19 protein-coding genes are annotated in these 19,299 nt (G+C 64.7%); 5 read left to right on the top strand and 14 right to left on the bottom strand.

The window, feature by feature from the left end:
- Positions 1–196: 196 nt before the first annotated feature.
- Entirely contained in the window at positions 197–904 is a 708-nt protein-coding gene (locus NCR39_RS12170; RefSeq protein ID WP_250452418.1) for a transposase, read from the bottom strand.
- 205 nt (positions 905–1,109) lie between these two features.
- On the opposite strand from NCR39_RS12170, the gene NCR39_RS12175 reads away from it, so the two are divergent.
- Both NCR39_RS12175 and NCR39_RS12180 read left to right on the top strand, forming a co-directional pair.
- Positions 1,110–1,835 carry an OmpW/AlkL family protein gene (locus NCR39_RS12175; RefSeq protein ID WP_250452419.1) on the top strand — a complete coding sequence of 242 codons (726 nt, stop codon included), beginning with the start codon at positions 1,110–1,112 and terminating at the stop codon, positions 1,833–1,835.
- 267 nt (positions 1,836–2,102) lie between these two features.
- A complete protein-coding gene (locus NCR39_RS12180) occupies positions 2,103–2,480 on the top strand; it encodes an ElaB/YgaM/YqjD family protein (protein ID WP_250452420.1) in 378 nt (125 codons plus the stop codon).
- A 7-nt stretch (positions 2,481–2,487) separates the two neighbouring features.
- Here NCR39_RS12180 and ugpQ read toward each other — a convergent pair whose 3' ends face one another.
- The 12 genes from ugpQ to pilM form a co-directional block, all read right to left on the bottom strand.
- The gene (gene ugpQ / locus NCR39_RS12185) at positions 2,488–3,243 is read right to left on the bottom strand and encodes a glycerophosphodiester phosphodiesterase (protein ID WP_250452421.1); all 756 of its coding nucleotides are present in this window, start codon (positions 3,241–3,243) and stop codon (positions 2,488–2,490) included.
- A 13-nt stretch (positions 3,244–3,256) separates the two neighbouring features.
- Positions 3,257–4,351, bottom strand: coding sequence for a sn-glycerol-3-phosphate import ATP-binding protein UgpC (locus tag NCR39_RS12190; RefSeq protein ID WP_250452422.1), 1,095 nt, complete (start codon positions 4,349–4,351; stop codon positions 3,257–3,259).
- 18 nt (positions 4,352–4,369) lie between these two features.
- The gene (gene ugpE / locus NCR39_RS12195; RefSeq protein WP_250452423.1) at positions 4,370–5,215 is read right to left on the bottom strand and encodes a sn-glycerol-3-phosphate ABC transporter permease UgpE; all 846 of its coding nucleotides are present in this window, start codon (positions 5,213–5,215) and stop codon (positions 4,370–4,372) included.
- Complete coding sequence (gene ugpA, locus NCR39_RS12200) at positions 5,212–6,096, bottom strand: sn-glycerol-3-phosphate ABC transporter permease UgpA (RefSeq protein ID WP_250452424.1); 885 nt, start codon at positions 6,094–6,096, stop codon at positions 5,212–5,214. The genes ugpE and ugpA overlap by 4 nt, the downstream gene beginning before the upstream one ends.
- A gap of 69 nt (positions 6,097–6,165) precedes the next feature.
- On the bottom strand, positions 6,166–7,491 hold the full coding sequence (gene ugpB, locus NCR39_RS12205; RefSeq protein ID WP_250452425.1) for a sn-glycerol-3-phosphate ABC transporter substrate-binding protein UgpB: 1,326 nt from the start codon (positions 7,489–7,491) through the stop codon (positions 6,166–6,168).
- A 45-nt stretch (positions 7,492–7,536) separates the two neighbouring features.
- A complete protein-coding gene (locus NCR39_RS12210) occupies positions 7,537–8,751 on the bottom strand; it encodes a deoxyguanosinetriphosphate triphosphohydrolase (protein WP_250452426.1) in 1,215 nt (404 codons plus the stop codon).
- 47 nt (positions 8,752–8,798) lie between these two features.
- Positions 8,799–9,896 (bottom strand): 3-dehydroquinate synthase, encoded by a 1,098-nt coding sequence (aroB, locus tag NCR39_RS12215; RefSeq protein WP_250452427.1) that lies wholly within the window; start codon positions 9,894–9,896, stop codon positions 8,799–8,801.
- Complete coding sequence (locus NCR39_RS12220) at positions 9,896–10,447, bottom strand: shikimate kinase (protein ID WP_250452428.1); 552 nt, start codon at positions 10,445–10,447, stop codon at positions 9,896–9,898. Before NCR39_RS12220 ends, aroB begins: the two co-directional genes overlap by 1 nt.
- An 83-nt stretch (positions 10,448–10,530) precedes the next feature.
- Complete coding sequence (locus tag NCR39_RS12225; protein ID WP_250452452.1) at positions 10,531–12,009, bottom strand: type IV pilus secretin PilQ; 1,479 nt, start codon at positions 12,007–12,009, stop codon at positions 10,531–10,533.
- A 26-nt stretch (positions 12,010–12,035) separates the two neighbouring features.
- On the bottom strand, positions 12,036–12,917 hold the full coding sequence (locus NCR39_RS12230; RefSeq protein WP_250452429.1) for a type 4a pilus biogenesis protein PilO: 882 nt from the start codon (positions 12,915–12,917) through the stop codon (positions 12,036–12,038).
- A gap of 128 nt (positions 12,918–13,045) precedes the next feature.
- A complete protein-coding gene (locus NCR39_RS12235) occupies positions 13,046–13,603 on the bottom strand; it encodes a PilN domain-containing protein (protein ID WP_250452430.1) in 558 nt (185 codons plus the stop codon).
- On the bottom strand, positions 13,600–14,601 hold the full coding sequence (gene pilM, locus NCR39_RS12240; protein ID WP_250452431.1) for a type IV pilus biogenesis protein PilM: 1,002 nt from the start codon (positions 14,599–14,601) through the stop codon (positions 13,600–13,602). The genes NCR39_RS12235 and pilM overlap by 4 nt, the downstream gene beginning before the upstream one ends.
- A gap of 251 nt (positions 14,602–14,852) precedes the next feature.
- On the opposite strand from pilM, the gene NCR39_RS12245 reads away from it, so the two are divergent.
- Positions 14,853–17,264, top strand: a complete 2,412-nt coding sequence (locus NCR39_RS12245) for a penicillin-binding protein 1A (RefSeq protein ID WP_250452432.1) — start codon at positions 14,853–14,855, stop codon at positions 17,262–17,264.
- Between the two features lie 23 nt (positions 17,265–17,287).
- On the opposite strand, the gene cyaY is transcribed toward NCR39_RS12245, so the two are convergent.
- Positions 17,288–17,605 (bottom strand): iron donor protein CyaY, encoded by a 318-nt coding sequence (gene cyaY, locus NCR39_RS12250; RefSeq protein ID WP_040050451.1) that lies wholly within the window; start codon positions 17,603–17,605, stop codon positions 17,288–17,290.
- Positions 17,606–17,640: 35 nt separating this feature from the next.
- Here cyaY and lptM point away from each other — a divergent pair, with 35 nt between their 5' ends.
- Both lptM and lysA read left to right on the top strand, forming a co-directional pair.
- A complete protein-coding gene (gene lptM / locus NCR39_RS12255) occupies positions 17,641–17,970 on the top strand; it encodes an LPS translocon maturation chaperone LptM (RefSeq protein ID WP_250452433.1) in 330 nt (109 codons plus the stop codon).
- A 58-nt stretch (positions 17,971–18,028) separates the two neighbouring features.
- Complete coding sequence (gene lysA / locus NCR39_RS12260; RefSeq protein WP_250452434.1) at positions 18,029–19,291, top strand: diaminopimelate decarboxylase; 1,263 nt, start codon at positions 18,029–18,031, stop codon at positions 19,289–19,291.
- The last annotated feature ends 8 nt before the right edge of the window (positions 19,292–19,299 follow it).

Below are 19,299 nucleotides of genomic sequence, written 5' to 3' on the forward strand. Positions count from 1 at the left end.
AAACCGCCGGAAATCGAAATATACGCGACGAATCAAAGCGATGGCAAATAAAACATGATGATCTGGAACCTATTATCGTTATGGTGCAAGAGCGCCCCAATAAATAAGTGCCATATCGAATGAGGCCGAAAATAAACGGCGTTCGCGAGACACGAGACGCCGTTCCTGGATGCCGTTGCCGCCACGCGCCTTATCCCTACTGGGCTTGCGGCGTTTCGCGGACCTTGCGCGGACGCCCGCGCGGCAACGGCGACACGCGCCGGTTCGCCGCCCGCGACGCCCATTCGCGGTAGGCATCGCTGCCGAGCACCCAGCCTTTGAGCGTGGCTTGGAGGAGACGCGTGGTTTCGCGTTCGTCGAGCGGCTGCTCGCACAGTTCCCTGTACGCGTGCTGACGTTCGAAGGGCGTGTTGCCGAGCGACCAGAAAAGCGGGTGATCGGTGATGAGCGCGTCGAGCGTCACGCCGATGTGATGCCGGTAGCTCGACCACTTGTAGTCCTGCGGCGCCGCCGCGAGCTGCGCGCGAACCGGCGCCATTTCGACGACGCGCGTCGCGAGCAGGAAATAGCGCTCGCCTTCGATGACCGTCGCGCGATAGCGTCCCTCCCACAGCGTGCCGCGCCGCATGTAACGCCGGTTGAAGTGCGCGACGTATCGACGCCCGACCGCCTGCATCGCCTTCGGCAGACTGGCCTCGTCGCGCGGCGTCACGAGCAGATGCACGGCCTGCGGCATCAGCGCGTAGGCATGAATGGAAAGGTGATGATCGCGTGAAGCCGTCCTCAAGCAGTCGATGAAAAGCTCGTAGTCCTGGTCGTCGACGAAGGCAGGTTGCTGGTCGAGACCACGCAGGATGACATGCTGCGGCTGTTCGGGAACGTAGAGTCGTGCAAGCCGTGCCATTCTGGATATTCCGTTGGTCGCGTTTGTGTTACCCCGTTCGGGGGCTGACTGGAGACGCCGCTGCTGCGGGGTTCGAGGCGCATGCAAGCGCCGTGCAACGCGTTTCCGAAGCCGCTTGCCACCTAGGGAAAATGCTCTACGGAACCGCTATGGTTAGATTGAAACGTTGTGTTCATAATGGGCGTGCTTTCAGGAGGAGCACAAATTGAAAATAAAACAAGTCGTAACGGGGATCGCAGCATTGGCGTGTGTGTCCACCGTGGCACAGGCCCAATCGGCTGGGTCCATTTATGCAACGGCAGGCTGGTTTCACTTCGCCCCACAGGACAGCAGCGGCCCGCTCAAAGAAACAAGTGTAGGCGGATCTCCCGTCAATATCAGCGTGCCGGGAACGGGCGCCGGCATCAGCAGCGCGGATACGGCGGGCTTCACGCTCGGCTACTTCGTCACCGACCACATCGCCACTGAATTCGAAATCGGCATTCCGCCCAAGTTCGACCTGAACGGCACCGGAACGCTCTCGCAGTACGGCAAGATCGGCAGCGCGAAGCAATGGAGCCCAACGCTGCTTTTCAAATACTTCTTTAATCAACCGCAGGCCAAGTTTCGCCCGTTCGTCGGCGTGGGCGTGACGCGCACCTGGTTCACCGACGCGCAGATCAACAACACGGCGTTCGAAGGCTCCGTTCTGCATGGTCCGACCACGGTCGATACGGATAGTTCGTGGGCACCGGTCTTTAATGTCGGCGCTGTCTACAATTTCACGGAGCACTGGTTCGCGGGCTTTTCCGTCTCGTTCATTCCGTTGAAGGCAACGGCCAAGCTGAGCACGCAAGCGCAAACGCCGGTCGGCACGCTCAACGTTCAGTCGCAGGCAAAGATCACCATCAACCCGATCGTGACGTACCTGCGCGTCGGCTATCGCTTTTGATATCACATGCGGCCACGCGCCGCCTTCGAAATTTCGACTCTACGAAACGCCGTTATGCCATGCTGCATAGCGGCGTTTTGTTTTACACGCGCCTTGTAAATGTGACTCGCGGAGCGCGCGAGACGCCGCAGTAATTACGCATGACGCGCGCCGCACGAGCGTTTGCAACGGGCGATAGCCTTCCCGGCATTCAATTTGCTCAAGACTCCTTCCCCGCGATGTTCGCGGGCACCTCCATCCACGATTCATCCATCGACGGAGCGAACTATGAACGCACTGCCCAACACGCGAGACGCCATCGGAGATTCATGGAACAGCACGAGCCGCCGCGCACGCCGCATGGCGCGCCATGGCCGCGATGCAGCCGAGGATATCGGCGTCGAACTGCGCGCCCTGCTCTCCGAACTCGAAGAAGCGCTGTCGGACGGCGCGTCCGCTGACGCCGCCGCACTGCGCTCGCGCATCAGCGATCAGATCGATTCCGCCCGCGCGCGCCTGAGCGACACGCAAGCCGCCGTCCGCGAGCGCGCCTCCGCCGCATTCGACGACGCCGACGCCTATCTCCACGACAGGCCGTGGCAAACCATCGCGATCGTCGGCGGTCTGGCGCTGGTCGCGGGCATTCTGCTCGCCCGCGCCCGCTGACGCGCGCTCACTTCGACGCATCGTTCAGAAAATCCGCGCCGATGAGGTCGATGCGATCCGTGCAGATTGCATCGACGCCCCATCGCGCGAGGAGCCGCGCCCGCTCCGGCTCGTTCACCGTGTAGGCGAGGACGCGCAACCCGGCGTCCCGAATCTCGCGCACGAGGTTTTCATCGAGCGAACGATGGTCCGCATGCAGCGACACGCAGCCGAGCGCGGCGGTCTCTGCACGCCAGTCCGCCGGCACGCGCTCGTACAACATGCCGCGCGGAAGCGTCGGCGCGGCGTCGCGCGCGGCCTCCAGCGCCGCGTATGAAAACGACGACAACAGCGGTTCGGGCTCGGCATCGTTCCAGAGGCGCGCCGCCTCGCGCGCGACGCGTTCGCCCGTTTCCACTTCGCGCCCCGGACACGGCTTGATCTCGATGTTCGCGGCCATGTTCAGCAAAGCACACCGCTCGCGCACTTCGGCAAGCGTGGGCATATGCGCGCCTGCGAATTCCGGGCCGAACCACGCGCCGGCGTCGAGCGCGCGCAATTGCGCGTAAGTCATCGACTTCGCCGCGCCCTGCCCGTTCGACGTGCGATTCACGTCGTCGTCATGCAGCAGGAACACGACATTGTCCGCGGACAGCTTGGCATCGAACTCGATCATCTTGAGACCGAAACGCGCGCCCGTCTCGATGCCTTCCAGCGTGTTCTCCGGCGCGAGCTTGCCGCCGCCGCGATGCGCGACGATGGCGGGATAAGGCCAGGTTCTCATGTCGAAGCCTCCTTCAGTTCGCGCGCAGCCCGGTGGCCGGATCGAAAAAATGCAGATGCTGCGCCGGCACCGATACGGCCAGCTTCTCGCCGCGCACCGGCCGATGCGCATGCGGCAAGCGCGCCGCCACGTCATGCTTGCCCCACTTGCCGTGCGCGAGATTGTCCGCGCCGAGCAGCTCCGCCGAATCGACTTCGAGCACGGCTTGCGCGGCCTCGCTATTGCCGGGCGTCATGTGCTCAGGCCGAATGCCGACGATCCACTCGCGCCCGTTCATCGCGCCGCCGGCATGGCTCACGTTACCCGCGCCCGCGACCGGCAGCTTCGGCCCGCCGCCCGCTACTTCGAACACCGAACCGTCTTCGGACAAGCGGCCTTCGAGCAAATTCATGGCCGGCGATCCGATGAAGCTCGCCACGAACACGGTTGCCGGACGCTCGTACACGTCGGTCGGCGCGCCGATCTGCTCCGCGTGGCCCTTGTTCATCACGATGACGCGCTGCGCGAGCGTCATGGCTTCGATCTGGTCGTGCGTGACGTACAGGCTCGTGGTCGCGAGGCGCGCGTGCAGCCGCTGAATTTCGAGGCGCATCTGCACGCGCAGCTTCGCATCCAGATTCGACAGCGGTTCGTCGAACAGAAACACGGCCGGTTCGCGCACGATGGCGCGCCCCATTGCGACGCGCTGCCGCTGCCCGCCCGACAACTCGCGCGGCTTGCGCGCGAGCAAATGCTCCAGTTCCAGAATGCGCGCGGCGTTCGCGACACGGCTCTCGATGGTCCCGCGATCCACACCGCCGATCTTGAGCGCATAAGCCATATTCTGCGCGACGCTCATGTGCGGATAAAGTGCGTAATTCTGAAAGACCATCGCGATATCGCGATCTTTCGGTTCCAGCTTGTTCACGACCTTGCCGCCGATCTCGATCGTGCCTTCCGACACGCTTTCGAGTCCCGCGACCATGCGCAGAAGCGTCGACTTGCCGCAGCCGGACGGTCCCACCATCACGACGAACTCGCCGTCGTTGACGGCTACATCGATGCCGTGAAGCACGAACTGCGTGCCGTCGTAAGTCTTCTTGACGCCTTTGAGTGTCAGCGCAGCCATTGATCCCCGCTCTCCCTTTTACTTTTCCGCGTCCACGAGACCGCGCACGAACCAGCGCTGCATCGTCAGCACGACGACGAGCGGCGGCAGCATCGCGAGCAGCGTCGCGCTCATCACGAGATGCCATTCGGTCGCGGTATCGCCCGAGGCGATCATGCTCTTGATGCCGACCACCGCCGTCTGCAGCGACTGTTGATTGGTGATGAGAATCGGCCAGAGGTACTGGTTCCAGCCATAGATAAACGTAATGACGAAGAGCGCCGCGATGTTCGTCTTCGAGAGCGGCAGCACCACGTCCCAGAAAAAACGCAGCGGCCCTGCGCCGTCGATGCGCGCCGCTTCCATCAGCTCGTCGGGCAGCGTCATGAAGAACTGGCGGAAGAGAAACGTCGCCGTCGCGGATGCGATCAGCGGCAGCGTGAGGCCGGCGTACGTGTTGACGAGATGCATCGACGACACGACTTGCACCGTCGGAAAAATGCGCACTTCGACGGGCAGCATCAGCGTGATGAAGATCAGCCAGAACGCGAGGTTCTTCAGCGGGAAGCGGAAGAATACGATGGCATACGCCGAGATGATCGACACCGCGATCTTGCCGATGGCGATGACGAGCGCCATCACGAGGCTGTTGACGAGCATGCGCCCGAACGGCGCGGCCGCGTTGCCGCTGCCGTAGGTCCAGATATGCGCGATGTTCTCGAAGAGATGCGTGCTCGGGATGAGTGAAAGCGGGACGCTGAACACTTCTTTCGCGTTCATCGAGGCCGCGCAGAACGCGACGTACACCGGAAAGACGATCAGCGCGACGCCGAGAATCAGCACCGCGTGACAGAAGATATCGAAGCCGCGACGGTTTTCGATCATGAATATTGCACCCTGCGTTCGACGAAGCGGAATTGCACGATGGTCAGCGCGATGACGATCACCATCAGCACGACCGACTGCGCGCCCGAACTGCCGATGTCGAGTCCCTGGAAGCCTTCCGCGAAGATCTTGTAGATGAGCGTCTTCGTCGATTGCGCGGGGCCGCCGCCGGTAGCGGCATCGATGACGGGGAAGGTACCGAAGAACGCGTAGACGAGATTGACGACGAGCAGGAAGAAGCTCGTCGGCGACAGGAGCGGCAGCGCGATGCCGAAGAAGCGTCGCACGGGACCGGCGCCGTCGATGGCGGCGGCTTCGATCAGCGATTGCGGAATCGCCTGCAGGCCGGCGTAGAAGAACAGGAAGTTATAGCTGACCTGCTTCCAGACGGACGCGAGCACCACGAGAAACATGGCTTGCGTGCCGTTGAGCGCGTGATTCCACACGACGCCCTGCTTCGCGAGCGCATACGTCACGAGCCCGATGCTCGGATTGAACAGGAACGACCACAGCACCGCCGCGATCGCGGGCGCGACGGCGTACGGCCAGATCAAAAGCGTCTGGTACGCCTTCGCGCCGCGCGTCACGCGATCGGCGCATGCGGCGAGCAGCAGCGAAATCGCGAGGCCGGACACGGTGACGAGCGCGCAGAAGATCATCGTCGTGCTGAACGACGACAGATACAGCGGGTCCGCGAAAAGCTGCCGGAAGTTCGCGAGGCCGACGAATTCGCTCGACGTGCCGAACGCGTCCTGGCTTTGCGTCGCCTGCCAGAGCGCGACGCCCGCGGGCCAGAGAAAGAAGAGCGCGGTGATCGCGAGCTGCGGCGCGACGAGCAGGTACGGCAACACGCTCGTGTCGAAACGAGACCGTTTTTCCATCGGTATGTCCTGAACGGCGCCCGCGAATTCGGCGCGGGCGCATGCCTTTAGATTGGCGTTCGACGCGGCTTAACCGCCGCTCTTCTCGAAGCGGCGCAGCAGTTCGTCGCCGCGCTGCACGGAAGAATCGAGCGCCTGCTGCGGCGTCTTCTTGTCGGCCCAGACCTGCTCCAGCTCTTCATCGACGATGGTGCGAATCTGCGGCATGTTGCCGAGGCGCAGGCCCTTCGTGTAGGCGAGCGGCGGCTTGTTCAGCATCTGCTTGATGGCGATGTCGGCGCCGGGATTCTTGTCGTAGAAGCCCTGCTTTTGCGTGAGTTCATAAGCGGCGGTGGTGACGGGCAGATAACCCGTGTCCTGATGCCACTTCGCCGCGACTTGGGGCGACGCCAGATACGCGAGGAACTTCGCGACGCCCTTATACACGGCCGGATCTTTGCCCGACAGCACCCACAGACTCGCGCCGCCGATGATCGCGTTTTGCGGCGCGCCCTTCACGCTGGGATCGTAGGGCATCATGCCGACGCCGTAGTCGAACTTCGCGTACTTCTGGATGGTCGCGCGCGAGCCCGACGAGTTCGTGATGATCCCGCAGTCGCCGCTATAGAACTTGGATACCGGCTCGTCCTTGCGGCCCACATAGGTGAACGTGCCTTCCTTCGCCATCTTCTGCAGGAACTGGATGTGCGCGACCTGCAGCGGCTTGTTGAATTCGAGCTTCGCGTCGAGGCCGTCGAAGCCGTTGTTCTTCGATGCAAACGGCGCCGCGTGCCACGCGCTGTAGTTCTCGAGCTGAATCCAGCTTTGCCAGCCCGACGAATACCCGCACGAATAGCCCGCCGCCTTCAGCTTCTTCGCGTCGGCTTCGACATCGGCCCAGGTCTTCGGCGGCTGGTTCGGATCGAGGCCGGCCTTCTTGAACGCGTCCTTGTTGTAGTAGAGGACGGGCGTGGAACTGTTGAAGGGCATCGAGATGAGATGGCCGGTCTTCGCGTCGCTGTAATAACCGGCGATGGTCGGCACGAACGCCTTTTCGTCGAGCGGCACGCCCGCCTGCTTGAACACGTCGGAGACCGGGAGCACGGCCTTCTTCGCCTGCATCATCGTCGCGGTGCCGACTTCGTAGACTTGCAGGATCGCGGGCGCGTTGCCGCTGCGATACGCCGCGATGCCCGCCGCCAGCGTCTGGTCGTAGGTGCCCTTGAAGACCGGGACGATCGTGTAATCGCTCTGCGACGCGTTGAAGTCCTTCGCGATGTCGTTCACGCGCTCGCCGAGGGCGGCTTCCATGGCGTGCCAGAACTGGATTTCCGTCGCGGCGTGGGCCGCCGTGCTGGCGCCGAAAGCCAGAATGGCCGCAGCCGAAATCGAGCGGAACGAGGGCGTGCATTTCATCGATGAGTCTCCTTATTGCGGATTCGCGCGTGGAAAAGCGCGATCCTAGTTGTTGTCGATGACAAACAGACGTTGGTATTCCTTCAGTGCGTAACGGTCCGTCATTCCCGCGATGTAATGCGCGACGAGCCGCGCCTGCGTGCTGTCGTGGCCGGGCGCGGCGGCGTCGTTCGCCGATTCCTCCGCGACGGCGAGACGCGCCTGATAAGCCGGCGGCAAGAGGCGCGGGTCTTCGGTGAAGGCGTCGAAGAGACCGGTGACGACGCGCTTCGCCTTGTTGGCCATGCGCATCACGCGGTAATGGCGGTAGAGGTTCTTGAAGAGAAAGCGCTTGAGCGCGGCGGCTTGCGCGGCGACTTCATCGCTATGCGCGACGAGCGTCGGCGCATTGCGCACGTCGTCGATGGAAGCGGGCGCCACGCGCGCGAGATTGCGGCTCGTGGTCTCGATCAGATCGACGATCAGCGTGTTGATGATCCGGCGGATGGTCTCGTGAATGAGCCTGCGGCCTTCGATGTCCGGAAACTCCGCGCGCGCCGCGTCGAAGTGCGTGTGCCAGAGACTGACTTCGGAGAGCTGGTCGAGCGTGAGCAGGCCGGAGCGCAGGCCGTCGTCGACATCGTGATTGTTGTATGCGATTTCATCCGCGACGTTCGCGATCTGCGCTTCGAGCGACGGCTGCTTGCCGGTGAGAAAGCGTTCGCCGAGCGCGCCGAGCTTGCGTGCGTTCTCGCGCGAACAATGCTTGAGAATGCCTTCGCGCGTTTCGAAACACAGGTTCAGGCCATCGAACGCGCCGTAATGCTCTTCGAGCTGATCGACCACGGCCAGGCTCTGCAGATTGTGTTCGAAGCCGCCGTGATCGCGCATGCATTCGTGCAGCGCATCCTGCCCGGCGTGGCCGAAAGGCGTGTGGCCGAGATCGTGTGCGAGCGATATCGCTTCGACCAGATCTTCGTTCAGCCGCAGATTGCGCGCGACCGAACGGGCGATCTGCGCGACTTCGAGGCTATGCGTGAGACGCGTGCGAAAGAGGTCGCCTTCGTGATTGACGAAGACCTGCGTCTTGTATTCGAGCCGGCGAAAAGCCGTCGAATGCACGATGCGATCGCGGTCGCGCTGGAACTCGGTTCGCGCGGCAGGCGGCGCTTCCGCATACCGGCGACCGCGCGATGTCGAGGAACGCGCCGCATACGGCGCGAGATGGGCTTCGAGCGCCAGTTGCGACGGCGCTCCGAATTCGGCTTCTGTTTCGCTCACCGGCTGCTCCGCATCGTCGTGGTTCCGGCTGCTGCGTGATTGATCGGTCAGACGCTGGCTGCGAGCGTCGCGCGCACCGCCTGATCCGGCGCGCTCGTGATTTCAGTCGCGCCGAAGCGGGTCAGCAGAATGAATTTGATCTCGCCGGCTTCGGCTTTCTTGTCGACTTTCATCAGGTCGACATAGCGATCGTCGCCGAGCTTCGGCCCGACGACCGGCAGCTTCGCCGCCTCGATCACGCGCACGAGCCGCCGGCGCGCGGCGTCGTCGAGCTTGCCGAGGCGCACGGAAAGATCCGCCGCCATGACCATGCCGCAACCGACCGCTTCGCCGTGCAGCCATTCGCCGTAGCCGAGTCCGGCTTCGATCGCGTGACCGAACGTATGGCCGAAGTTGAGGATGGCGCGCTGCCCGCCTTCGCGTTCGTCGGATGCCACGACCGACGCCTTGATCTCGCAGGAACGCTTGACCGCATGCGCGAGCGCGCTTTCGTCGCGGGCATTCAGCGCGCCGATGTTCGCTTCGATCCAGTCGAAGAATTCGGCATCGGCAATCGCGCCGGTCTTGATGACTTCCGCGATGCCCGCCGCCAGTTCGCGCTCGGGCAGCGTGTGCAGCGCGCCGATATCCGCGATGACGGCCTGCGGCTGATAGAACGCGCCGATCATGTTCTTGCCGAGCGGATGATTGATGCCCGTCTTGCCGCCGACCGACGAATCCACTTGCGCGAGCAGCGTGGTCGGCACCTGGATGAACGGCACGCCGCGCATGTAGCACGCGGCCGCGAAGCCGGTCATGTCGCCGACGACGCCGCCGCCCAGCGCGATCAGCGTCGTCTTGCGATCCGCGCGATCGGTCAGAAGCGCGTCGAAGATGGTGTTGAGCGTTTCCCAGTTCTTGTGCGCTTCGCCGTCCGGCAGAACGACGGTCGTCACTTTCTTGCCGAGCGGTTCGAGCGCGGCGCGGAGTGCGTCGCCATAGAGCGGATCGACGGTGGAATTGGTGACGATGGCCACCGACGCGCCCTTGATATGCGGCGCGAAAAGCTCCGTGCGGCCGATCAGCCCCGCACCGATATGAATGGGATAGGCGCGCTCGCCCAGTTCGACGTTGACGGTGATCGTTGGGGTAATCATGGCGGACATTATGACTCAGCCGACTTGATGACGCCGGCCACCTCCAGTTGCATCAGGACCATGTTGACGAGCGCGTTGACGGTCGGCCGCCCGGTCTCGACAACGAAATGCGCGCACTCGTGATAGAGCGGATCGCGCGTCTGAAACAGCGCTTCGAGCTTGCCGCGCGGATCTTCGGTTTGCAGCAGCGGCCGGTTCTTGTCGCGGCGCGTGCGCTGCCAGAGATCGTGAGGATTCGCGCGCAGATAGATGACGATGCCGCGATTCTTCAGATGTTCGCGATTATCGGACCGCAGCACCGCGCCGCCGCCCGTCGCGAGCACGATGCCGCTCTTCTGCGACAGCTCGTCGATGACATTGGCCTCGCGCTGCCGGAAACCCGCCTCGCCTTCCAGCTCCCAGATCACGGGGATGCGCGCGCCGGTGCGCGCTTCGATCTCCAGATCGGAATCGATGAACGAGCGCTGCAAGCGGCGCGCAACCGCGCGGCCCACGGTGGTTTTACCCGCCCCCATGAGTCCGACGAAAAAGATGTTCGCGTTCGCGTGCCCTTCCTGCAACCTTGATCCTTTGACAATATGCAATTTGTTCGTGCGGCAGCTTAAGGGCAAACCGCCCGCTTTGTCGAGTCGCGCGGCCGGCCTCATCCCTTTGCTGCCACCACATGCGGCGTGATCAGGATGACCAGCTCGCTATGCGACTTGCGCCGCGCATCGTGACGAAAGAGCCAGCCGATCAGCGGCAGCTTCGAGAGGCCCGGCACGCCGGTGACGTCGACACGTTCGTCCTCTGAATAGATACCGCCGATCGCGACCGTCCCGCCGTCCTCCACCTCCACGCGCGTCTGCACGTGCTTCGTGTTGATGGCCGGCCCCGCCGCCGTCTGCTCGCCGACGCTGTCTTTCGCCACGTCCAGATCGAGGATGACGTGCCCGTGCGGCGTGATTTGCGGCTCGACCTCCAGTTTGAGCGCAGCGCGTCGAAACTGCACGCCCGACACGCCATTGCCGACTTTCGCCTGATACGGCAGCTCGGTGCCCTGCTCGACGACCGCCTTCGCGCGATCCGCCGTCACGACGCGCGGCCGCGAAACGATCTGTCCCCGCCCTTCGGCTTCGAGCGCGCTGAGTTCGATATCGAGCAGCCGCGTGGCTTGCGCGGCGAACAGCGTGAGCCCGGCGGTCGCGGCGTCGAAGCCGTTGAGGGGACGCGCCGACAGATCGTATACCACGCCGTCCTTGCCGCCCGCGACGCCGCGCGCCGAATCGCCCGTCGGCGCGACGCCCAGCTTCACGCCGAGATTGCGCGACAGCCCGGTCTCGCCCTCGACGATCCGCGCCTCGATCATCACCTGCGGCGTCGGCTTGTCGATGGAGGCGATCAGATCCGCGATCTGCCGCACGCGCGCATCGAGATCGGTGACGAAGAGCAGATTGGTGCGCGCATCGGCGATGGCGGAGCCGCGCTTGGACAGCACGCGCTGCGTGCCGGAGCCGGTCAGCAGCTTGCGCACGTCCTCCGCGCGCGGATAGCGCAGCGTGAACGTGCGGCTCGCGAGCGGTTCGAGGTCCGCCGCACGGGCGTGCGCCTCGTAGCGCAGCTTTTCGCGCGCGGCGAGTTCGGCGAGCGGCGCGACCCAGATCACGTTGCCGTGCTGCTCCATCGCGAGGCCGTTGACTTCGAGGAGCGTATCGAACGCGCGCCGCCACGGCACGGCGACGAGGTTGATCGACACCTGCCCGCGCACCTTTTCGCTCGCGATGATGTTGAGGCTCGTGAAGCGCGCGAACGCTTGCAACGCGGCGCTCAGGTCGGCGTTTTTCAGGTCGAGGGTGATCGGCTTGCCGTCGTCGTTCTTCGAACCGCTCAGGCGTTCGAGTTCCGGCAGCGGCACGGGCGGACCTTCGAGCGGCTCGGCGGTGTCGGCGGCGGGCTTTTCCGCGTTCGCCGCTTGCGACGCGGACGACGCCGGCGACACCGGCGGCACGGTCGTATCGATCGCGAATTGATCGGTCGGAAGCGTATCGAGCGATGCGGGCAGCGGTGGCAACGGCGCGACCGGTGCATCGTCGGTTTCGGCCGCCATTGCCGCGCGCGCGACGAAGATCGCCGTCACGCCCATCGTCCGGATGATGCGAAGCGCCTTGTTCACTTGCGATCCTCCGCGAACGTCAGCGTGCGCGATGCGCCATCGGCGCTCGCGAGTTGTATCACGCGTGGCTGGACGCGTTCGAGCCGCTCATCGCCGATCTTCTGGCCCGGTTCGTAATGTTCGATGTTCTTCGCGCTCTGCACGAGCGCCATCGCGCGACGGCGTTCCACCATGGTGCCGACGAGCAGCATGCCCGCGTCGCGCGCCAGGCCGCTTGCGCCGTCTTTGCCGAACGGATCGACGACGAACGCATCCGTGCGCGCGGGCGCGGCGAGCGCAACGGCGGGCAGCGTTTCGTGGATGCGCAGCGTCGCGTCGATCGTCAGCGCGCCGGGCTGACGCTTGATCTGCACGGCTTCCGGCACGACCAGACGCGGCAGGCCGGCGAGCGCTTCGAGAAAGCGGCGGATTTCGGGAAATGCGCCTTCCGCGCGAAGCGTGAGCGCGCGCTCGGACGTCTGCGGCGTCGCGGGCTGTGTAACGCCTTTGGCCGATTGCGGCTCGATTTCCGTCACGCGCAGTCCGCTTTGCGCGGCGAGCGCGGCCACGGCGTGAAGCGCGTCGGCGGCGGTCCACGTCGCGGGCGTGAGGCTTCCGGACGCAACGCGCGCCCTCAGTTCCGGCAATTGCGCGACGATCGTCCGCGCGTCGGCGGCCTTGCGCTGGGTCGCGGCGAGCGCGCTCTGGGCGGCATCGCGCTGACTCAGGCCGGAAGCAAGCCAGGCTTGCAAGCCGAGCGCGAAGACGGCCGCGAACAGCGCGAGCGCCGTCAGCGCGGTGCGTCGCGCCGACCACTCGTGCAGCGGACGGAGAATCGACTGGCGAATACGCGCGGACGAACGCGAACGCGCGGGCAAAGTCATCGTCATGGTGTTCATTGCGTGTTCCTTCTTGTTGAGGCGGTTGTTCTGCTGTCGCGCGTCTTGCTGTCTGCCGACACCTTTGCCGATACGGCAGCCGCGCTGCGCTCGCCCGCCCCGTAACGCACGAGCGCGGTGAATTCGTATCAGTCGATGGACGGCGCCGCCGCATCGCGCTTCGCGGACGGCACGGCTTCCAAGCGCCGCTTCATCTCGACAACCTCCACCGACTGCACGCCGCGCAAGTCCTCCAGACGCTTGAGCCAGCGCGACGCCGTCTGCGAATCGGGCGCGAGTGCGGAAAGCTCGACTTCATCGGCACGCTGCGAAACCCGCTGCAAGACGACGTCCGTGCGCGGCGGCGCATCCGCGAGCGCTTCCAGCAGCGCGAGAAAGCGGTCGCGCGGCGCAACGAGCGGTTGCGCGGTTTCACGCGCACGGCGTCGCTCGGCGTCGGCGTGAACGAGCCGCGCGTGCTCGTCGATCGCCGCACTCGACGTGCGCAACGTCGCTTCGATCGCGATGCGCCGGTCGTCGAGACGCATGCGCGCGAACGCGTCCCAGCCGACGACGCCGCCGACAGCCGCGCATCCCGCAAGACTCGCGGCGGCGAGTATCGCGAGGCGCTGCCGTCGCAATGCACGGCGCTTCTGCGAACGGTGAGGCAGCAGGTTGAACCCGTCGGCGATGGCCGCGCCGGTCATTGCAGCACCTCGCGCAACGCAAGCCCGAATGCGGTAGCGAACAGCGGCGAGTGCTTCAGCGCGGCGTCGATGTCGGATGCGCCGTTGCAATACGGCGCCGATTCGAACGGCAGCGCGGGACAGCCGAACATCTTCGCCAGCGCGGGCAACGGCAGGCCCGCGTTCGCCATCAACTGCGTCTGGCCGCCGACGTAGGCGCAATCGACCGGCAGCGTTTCGCCCGCCAGATCGCGCAACGCATCCGCGACGCTCGCGTACTCCGGCGCGGGATAGCGCCCCTCGCTTTCGACGTCGCCCGCATTGACGATCCACGCGTGCAGCCCCGCGCTTTCGAGCCAGCAGACGAGATAACGCGCGTCGGGACCGAGTTCGACGCGGCCCGAATGACGCATCGCCCGCAACGCCGCAGCCGGTTCGCCGTCGATCGCACAGAGCGCGATGCCCGCCGCCGCCGCCGACTCGACGCGCGCCTCGACGTGCCGACGCGCCGTCGCGGCGATCGCCACGTGCGTCTGGCCGTCGCCGCGAGTCTCGACGGACCAGTCCACCGCGAGCGCGCCGCGCTCCATGCCCGAAACGCGCTCCGCCTCGGCGAGCACTGCCGGTTCGAGCAAGCCGCACGGATCGCCGCCGATTGCGCTCATGTCCGCGTGGCGCGCATCCATCAGCCGCGCGAGCGGGACACGCGTGGTGAGCGTCGCCGATGCGGGCAGGCCCATCGAGCAGCGCAGCGCGCGCCACGCGCCGTCTTGCGGCATGCGGCCGACCGCTTCGCGCAACGCGGCGACGACGGCCGCGCGATCGACGAAATCGCCGCCGACGACCGCGCCCGCCGCAATCGGCACCGCATCCAGATGCTCGACGCACACCGTCGAATCCCGTTTCAGCCGCCGGCTGAGCACCGCGAGCCGCACCGCGTCCTCGCTCACGTCAATGCCCGCCGCGAATCGCCGCGTGGCCGTCAGTACCTTGCCGCGCAACACGTTTTCCTTTTCCATGACCGCTCCTCGTTCACTCGCGCGCCGAACCGTTCGCGCGCTTTTCGATGGAGGAATTGTCGTGACGGCGGCGCACGGCGAACATTCGGCCGAATGGCTAACGCGAGCGATGACACGATGTTTTCGCGGGGCATCGCGCGTATCTTGATGGTGTGGAAAACGACGCGCGACGCACCGGACCGGAGGCCCAGTGCCTAGGAAATTCCTGAAACCCGGACGGCTATAATCCCGGGACTGTTTTTGGTGGTGCTATGCAATCTTCTTCTTCGACCAATCCGCCCGCTACGCCGCCCGAAGGCCCGAAAAAGCCTCGGCGCTCGTGGTTTTCGCGGCTGCTTTTAGGCTTTCTCGTCAGCGTGTTCGCGCTCTTCGTGTGTGCCGGACTCGTGCTCGGCTACGCGCTCGTCGTCGCGATGCCGAACCTGCCATCGCTCGATGCGCTGACCGACTATCGCCCGAAGGTGCCGCTGCGCATCTACACGGCGGATCACGTTCTGATCGGCGAATTCGGCGAGGAACGGCGCAGCGTCGTGCGCATTCAGGACGTGCCGGATCGCCTGAAGAAAGCGGTGCTCGCCATCGAGGACGCGCGTTTCTATGATCACGGCGGCGTCGATGTGATGGGCATCGTGCGCGCGGGATCGGTCGCGCTGTCGAACGGCCACGCATCGCAGGGCGCGAGCACGATCACCATGCAGGTCGCGCGCAACTTCTTCCTGTCGAGCGAGAAGACCTACACGCGCAAGATTTACGAAATGCTGCTCGCGTACAAGATCGAACGCGCGCTGACGAAAGATCAGATTCTCGAGGTGTATATGAATCAGATCTATCTCGGGCAGCGCGCGTACGGTTTCGCGAGCGCGGCGCGCGTGTATTTCGGCAAGGACCTGAAGGACATTTCGCTCGCGGAAGCCGCGATGCTCGCCGGTCTGCCGAAAGCGCCGTCGGCGTATAACCCGGTCGTGAATCCGAAGCGCGCGAAGGTCCGGCAGGAGTACATCCTTCAGCGCATGCGCGAGCTGAACTTCATCACGCAGGACGAGTACGAGCAGGCGGTGAAGCAGCCGCTCATCGTGAAGGGACAGGGGCGCGAGTTCAGCGTCCACGCGGAGTACGTCGCGGAAATGGTGCGCCAGATGATGTACGCGCAATACCGCGAGGAAGCGTACACGCGCGGCCTGAACGTCGTGACCACGATCGATTCCGCCGACCAGGACACCGCCTACCACGCGCTGCGCAAGGGGCTGATGGACTATGAACGGCGTCACGGCTATCGCGGGCCGGAGGGTTTCATCGATCTGCCCAAGGACCCGGACGACCGCGAGCAGGCCATCGACGACGCGCTCGCCGAGCATCCCGACAACGGCGAGATCGTCGCGGCAGTGGTCACGTCGGCGAGCCCGAAGGAAGTGAAAGCGAGCTTCATCGACGGCAACGTGGCCACGATCAGCGGCAGCGACCTGCGTTTCGTCGCGAACGCGCTGTCGGCGCGCGCGCAGCCGAACCAGCGCATTCGTCCGGGCGCGATCGTGCGCCTCGCCAAGAACGACGACGGCGACTGGACCATCACGCAACTGCCGCAAGTCGAGGGCGCGCTCATTTCGATCGTGCCGCAGGACGGCGCGATCCGCGCGCTCGTCGGCGGTTTCGACTTCAACAAGAACAAGTTCAATCACGTCACGCAGGCGTGGCGTCAGCCGGGATCGAGCTTCAAGCCGTTCATCTATTCGGCGTCGCTCGAGAAAGGCTTGTCGCCGGCCACGATCATCAACGACGGACCGCTCTTCTTCAGCGCCGCCGAAACCGGCGGACAGGCGTGGGAACCGAAGAACTACGGCGGCGGCTTCGACGGCCCGATGACCATGCGCACCGCGCTGCAGAAGTCGAAGAACATGGTGTCGATCCGCATTCTGAACACCATCGGCACCAAGTACGCGCAGCAGTACATCACGCGCTTCGGGTTCGATGCGGACCGTCATCCCGCCTATCTGCCGATGGCGCTCGGCGCGGGTCTCGTCACGCCGCTGCAAATGGCGGCGGGCTACGCGGTGTTCGCGAACGGCGGTTATCGCGTGAATCCGTATCTGATCGCCGATATCACCGATCCGCGCGGCGCGGTGGTGTCGCATCCGCAGCCGCTCGTCGCGCAAGAAAGCGCGCCGCTCGCCATCACGCCGCGCAACGCGTTCGTCATGAACAGCCTGCTGCAAAGCGTCGCGCAGCACGGCACGGCCGCGAAGACGAATCAGATGAAGCGCGGCGACCTCGCCGGCAAGACCGGCACGACGAACGATTCGCGCGACGCCTGGTTCGCAGGCTACCAGCGTTCGCTCGTGGCGATTGCGTGGATCGGCTACGACAACCCGCGCAGCCTGGGCGACCGCGAAACCGGCGGCGGTCTCGCGCTGCCCGTCTGGATGGAGTACATGGGCCGCGCGCTGCAAGGCGTGCCCGAATACAAGCCGATGATGCCGCCCGACATCAAACCGCTCGGCGGCGAGCTTTACTACGACGACATGACGCCGGGCCACGGCTTCATCGCGACGATCGGCGTGAGTCAGGCGCCGCCGCAGGAAGGCGGAGTGTCGGGCGTGACCGCGCCGACGCCGGATGTCGGCGAGCAGGAAAAGCAGGACATCATGAATCTGTTCAAGGGTCAGTGACCCTTCTCGACCTCACGAGCCGGTCACGCTGAAAAGCGGATCGGCTCGCCTGCCTGTTCGGTCGAATACTTGCTCAGCGTGGCGAAGAACTCGCTGTCGTCGCGGGTGTCGCGCCATTGGCCGTCGACGTATTTGTAGTGGAATCCGCCCGCTTTCGCCGCGAGCCAGATTTCGTGCTTCGGCGGCTGCAAATTGACGATCACCTTCGTGCGATTCTCGAATTCCAGCGTCAGAACGTTGCCGCTTCGCTCGAATTCGATATCGGCTTCGGCTGCGTCCACATCGCGCTCGATCGCGGTCAGCACGGCCTCTGCCAACGTCAGGTATTCCTGGTCTGTCATGCTAAACTCCATCGATTCTATGTACAGGGACGGTCATGCGAGTTGTTTTCAGGATGAGCGCGATTGTAGCGGCTATGAGCATTTGCGCCGCGGCCACGGTCACGCTCGGCGGTTGTGGACAACGCGGTCCGCTTTATATGCCCGTCGTGCCGCCCATGCCGCAACGCCCTGACAATCTGCAGGATACGCCGCCTTCGAATGTCACTCCGAGCGACGAAACCGCATCGCGCGCAGGCTCGGCCCGCGCAGCATCGGGCGCATCCGGCGACATTCCCGACACCTCCGGCGAACCGCTTTCGCTCGCGCCGGAGACGGACCTGAAATCGGCACCCGCCGCACCGAAAGCGGCCTCGTCCGCCGACTGACGGCACGCCTCGAGCGCCATCCGGCGCATTCCCGCTTCCACTCCACGCACGCATACGCATGAGTGATTCCGCTTTCCATTATGTCGATGGCGTGCTGCACGCCGAAGGCGTTTCCGCCGCGTCGCTCGCGCAGCAGTTCGGCACGCCGCTCTACGTCTATTCCCGCGATGCGCTGACGCGCGCCTATCGCGCTTACGCCGATGCCTGCGCGAACCGCCGCGCGAGCATCCACGTCGCGGTGAAGGCGAACAGCAATCTCGCCGTGCTCAACGTGTTCGCGCGTCTGGGCGCGGGCTTCGATATCGTGTCGTCGGGCGAACTCGCGCGCGTGCTCGCCGCGGGCGGCAAGGCGTCGAACACGGTGTTCTCGGGCGTCGGCAAGACGGCGGCCGAAATGCGCGAAGCGCTCGAAGCCGGAGTGAAGTGCTTCAACGTCGAATCGATTCCCGAACTGCACGCGCTGAACGAAGTGGCGAAGTCGCTCGGCAAGCGCGCGCCGGTTTCGCTGCGCGTGAATCCGGATGTCGACGCGAAGACGCATCCGTATATTTCCACCGGCCTCAAGTCGAACAAATTCGGCGTGGCGTTCAGCGACGCGCGCGCAACCTATCGCGCCGCGCACGCGATGCCGAATCTCGACGTGGTCGGCATCGACTGTCATATCGGCTCGCAGATCACGGAAATCAGCCCGTATCTGGATGCGCTCGACAAGCTGCTCGAACTCGTCGAACAGATCGAAGCGGACGGCATGAGCATTCGTCACGTGGATGTCGGCGGCGGTCTCGGCATCACGTACGACGACGAAACGCCGCCCGATATCGGCGATTTCGTGCGCACGCTGCTCGCGCATGTCGAGAAGCGCGGCCACGGCCAGCGCGAAGTGTATTTCGAGCCGGGGCGATCGCTCGTCGGCAATGCGGGCGTGTTGCTCACGCAAGTCGAATATCTGAAGCCGGGCGAGGAAAAGAACTTCGCCATCGTCGATGCCGCCATGAACGATCTCGCGCGTCCCGCGATGTACGAGGCGTTTCATCGCATCGTGCCGGTCGTGAAGCGCGACGCACCCGCGCACAAATACGATGTCGTCGGTCCGGTGTGCGAAAGCGGCGACTGGCTCGGGCGCGACCGCGATCTGGCCGTCGAGCCGGGCGATCTGCTTGCCATCTGCTCGGCCGGCGCGTACGGCTTCGTGATGAGCTCGAACTACAACACGCGCCCGCGCGCCGCCGAAGTCATGGTCGATGGCGAGCGCGTACACGTCGTGCGCGAACGCGAAACGGTCCCGCAGTTGTTCGCCGGGGAATCGGTTTTGCCGGACTGAGCTTTCCT

The sequence above is a fragment of the Caballeronia sp. ATUFL_M2_KS44 genome (assembly GCF_023630965.1).
GTDB classification, from domain to species: Bacteria; Pseudomonadota; Gammaproteobacteria; order Burkholderiales; family Burkholderiaceae; genus Caballeronia; species Caballeronia concitans.

Coding starts and splice junctions, on each gene's coding strand:
- NCR39_RS12170 (WP_250452418.1), bottom strand. CDS start 904: ATGGCACGGCTTGCACGACTCTACGTTCCCGAACAGCCGCAGCATGTC.
- NCR39_RS12180 (WP_250452420.1), top strand. CDS start 2,103: ATGAACGCACTGCCCAACACGCGAGACGCCATCGGAGATTCATGGAAC.
- ugpQ (WP_250452421.1), bottom strand. CDS start 3,243: ATGAGAACCTGGCCTTATCCCGCCATCGTCGCGCATCGCGGCGGCGGC.
- NCR39_RS12190 (WP_250452422.1), bottom strand. CDS start 4,351: ATGGCTGCGCTGACACTCAAAGGCGTCAAGAAGACTTACGACGGCACG.
- ugpE (WP_250452423.1), bottom strand. CDS start 5,215: ATGATCGAAAACCGTCGCGGCTTCGATATCTTCTGTCACGCGGTGCTG.
- ugpA (WP_250452424.1), bottom strand. CDS start 6,096: ATGGAAAAACGGTCTCGTTTCGACACGAGCGTGTTGCCGTACCTGCTC.
- ugpB (WP_250452425.1), bottom strand. CDS start 7,491: ATGAAATGCACGCCCTCGTTCCGCTCGATTTCGGCTGCGGCCATTCTG.
- aroB (WP_250452427.1), bottom strand. CDS start 9,896: ATGTCCGCCATGATTACCCCAACGATCACCGTCAACGTCGAACTGGGC.
- NCR39_RS12225 (WP_250452452.1), bottom strand. CDS start 12,009: ATGGGCGTGACGGCGATCTTCGTCGCGCGCGCGGCAATGGCGGCCGAA.
- NCR39_RS12230 (WP_250452429.1), bottom strand. CDS start 12,917: ATGAACACCATGACGATGACTTTGCCCGCGCGTTCGCGTTCGTCCGCG.
- NCR39_RS12235 (WP_250452430.1), bottom strand. CDS start 13,603: ATGACCGGCGCGGCCATCGCCGACGGGTTCAACCTGCTGCCTCACCGT.
- pilM (WP_250452431.1), bottom strand. CDS start 14,601: ATGGAAAAGGAAAACGTGTTGCGCGGCAAGGTACTGACGGCCACGCGG.
- NCR39_RS12245 (WP_250452432.1), top strand. CDS start 14,853: ATGCAATCTTCTTCTTCGACCAATCCGCCCGCTACGCCGCCCGAAGGC.
- cyaY (WP_040050451.1), bottom strand. CDS start 17,605: ATGACAGACCAGGAATACCTGACGTTGGCAGAGGCCGTGCTGACCGCG.
- lptM (WP_250452433.1), top strand. CDS start 17,641: ATGCGAGTTGTTTTCAGGATGAGCGCGATTGTAGCGGCTATGAGCATT.
- lysA (WP_250452434.1), top strand. CDS start 18,029: ATGAGTGATTCCGCTTTCCATTATGTCGATGGCGTGCTGCACGCCGAA.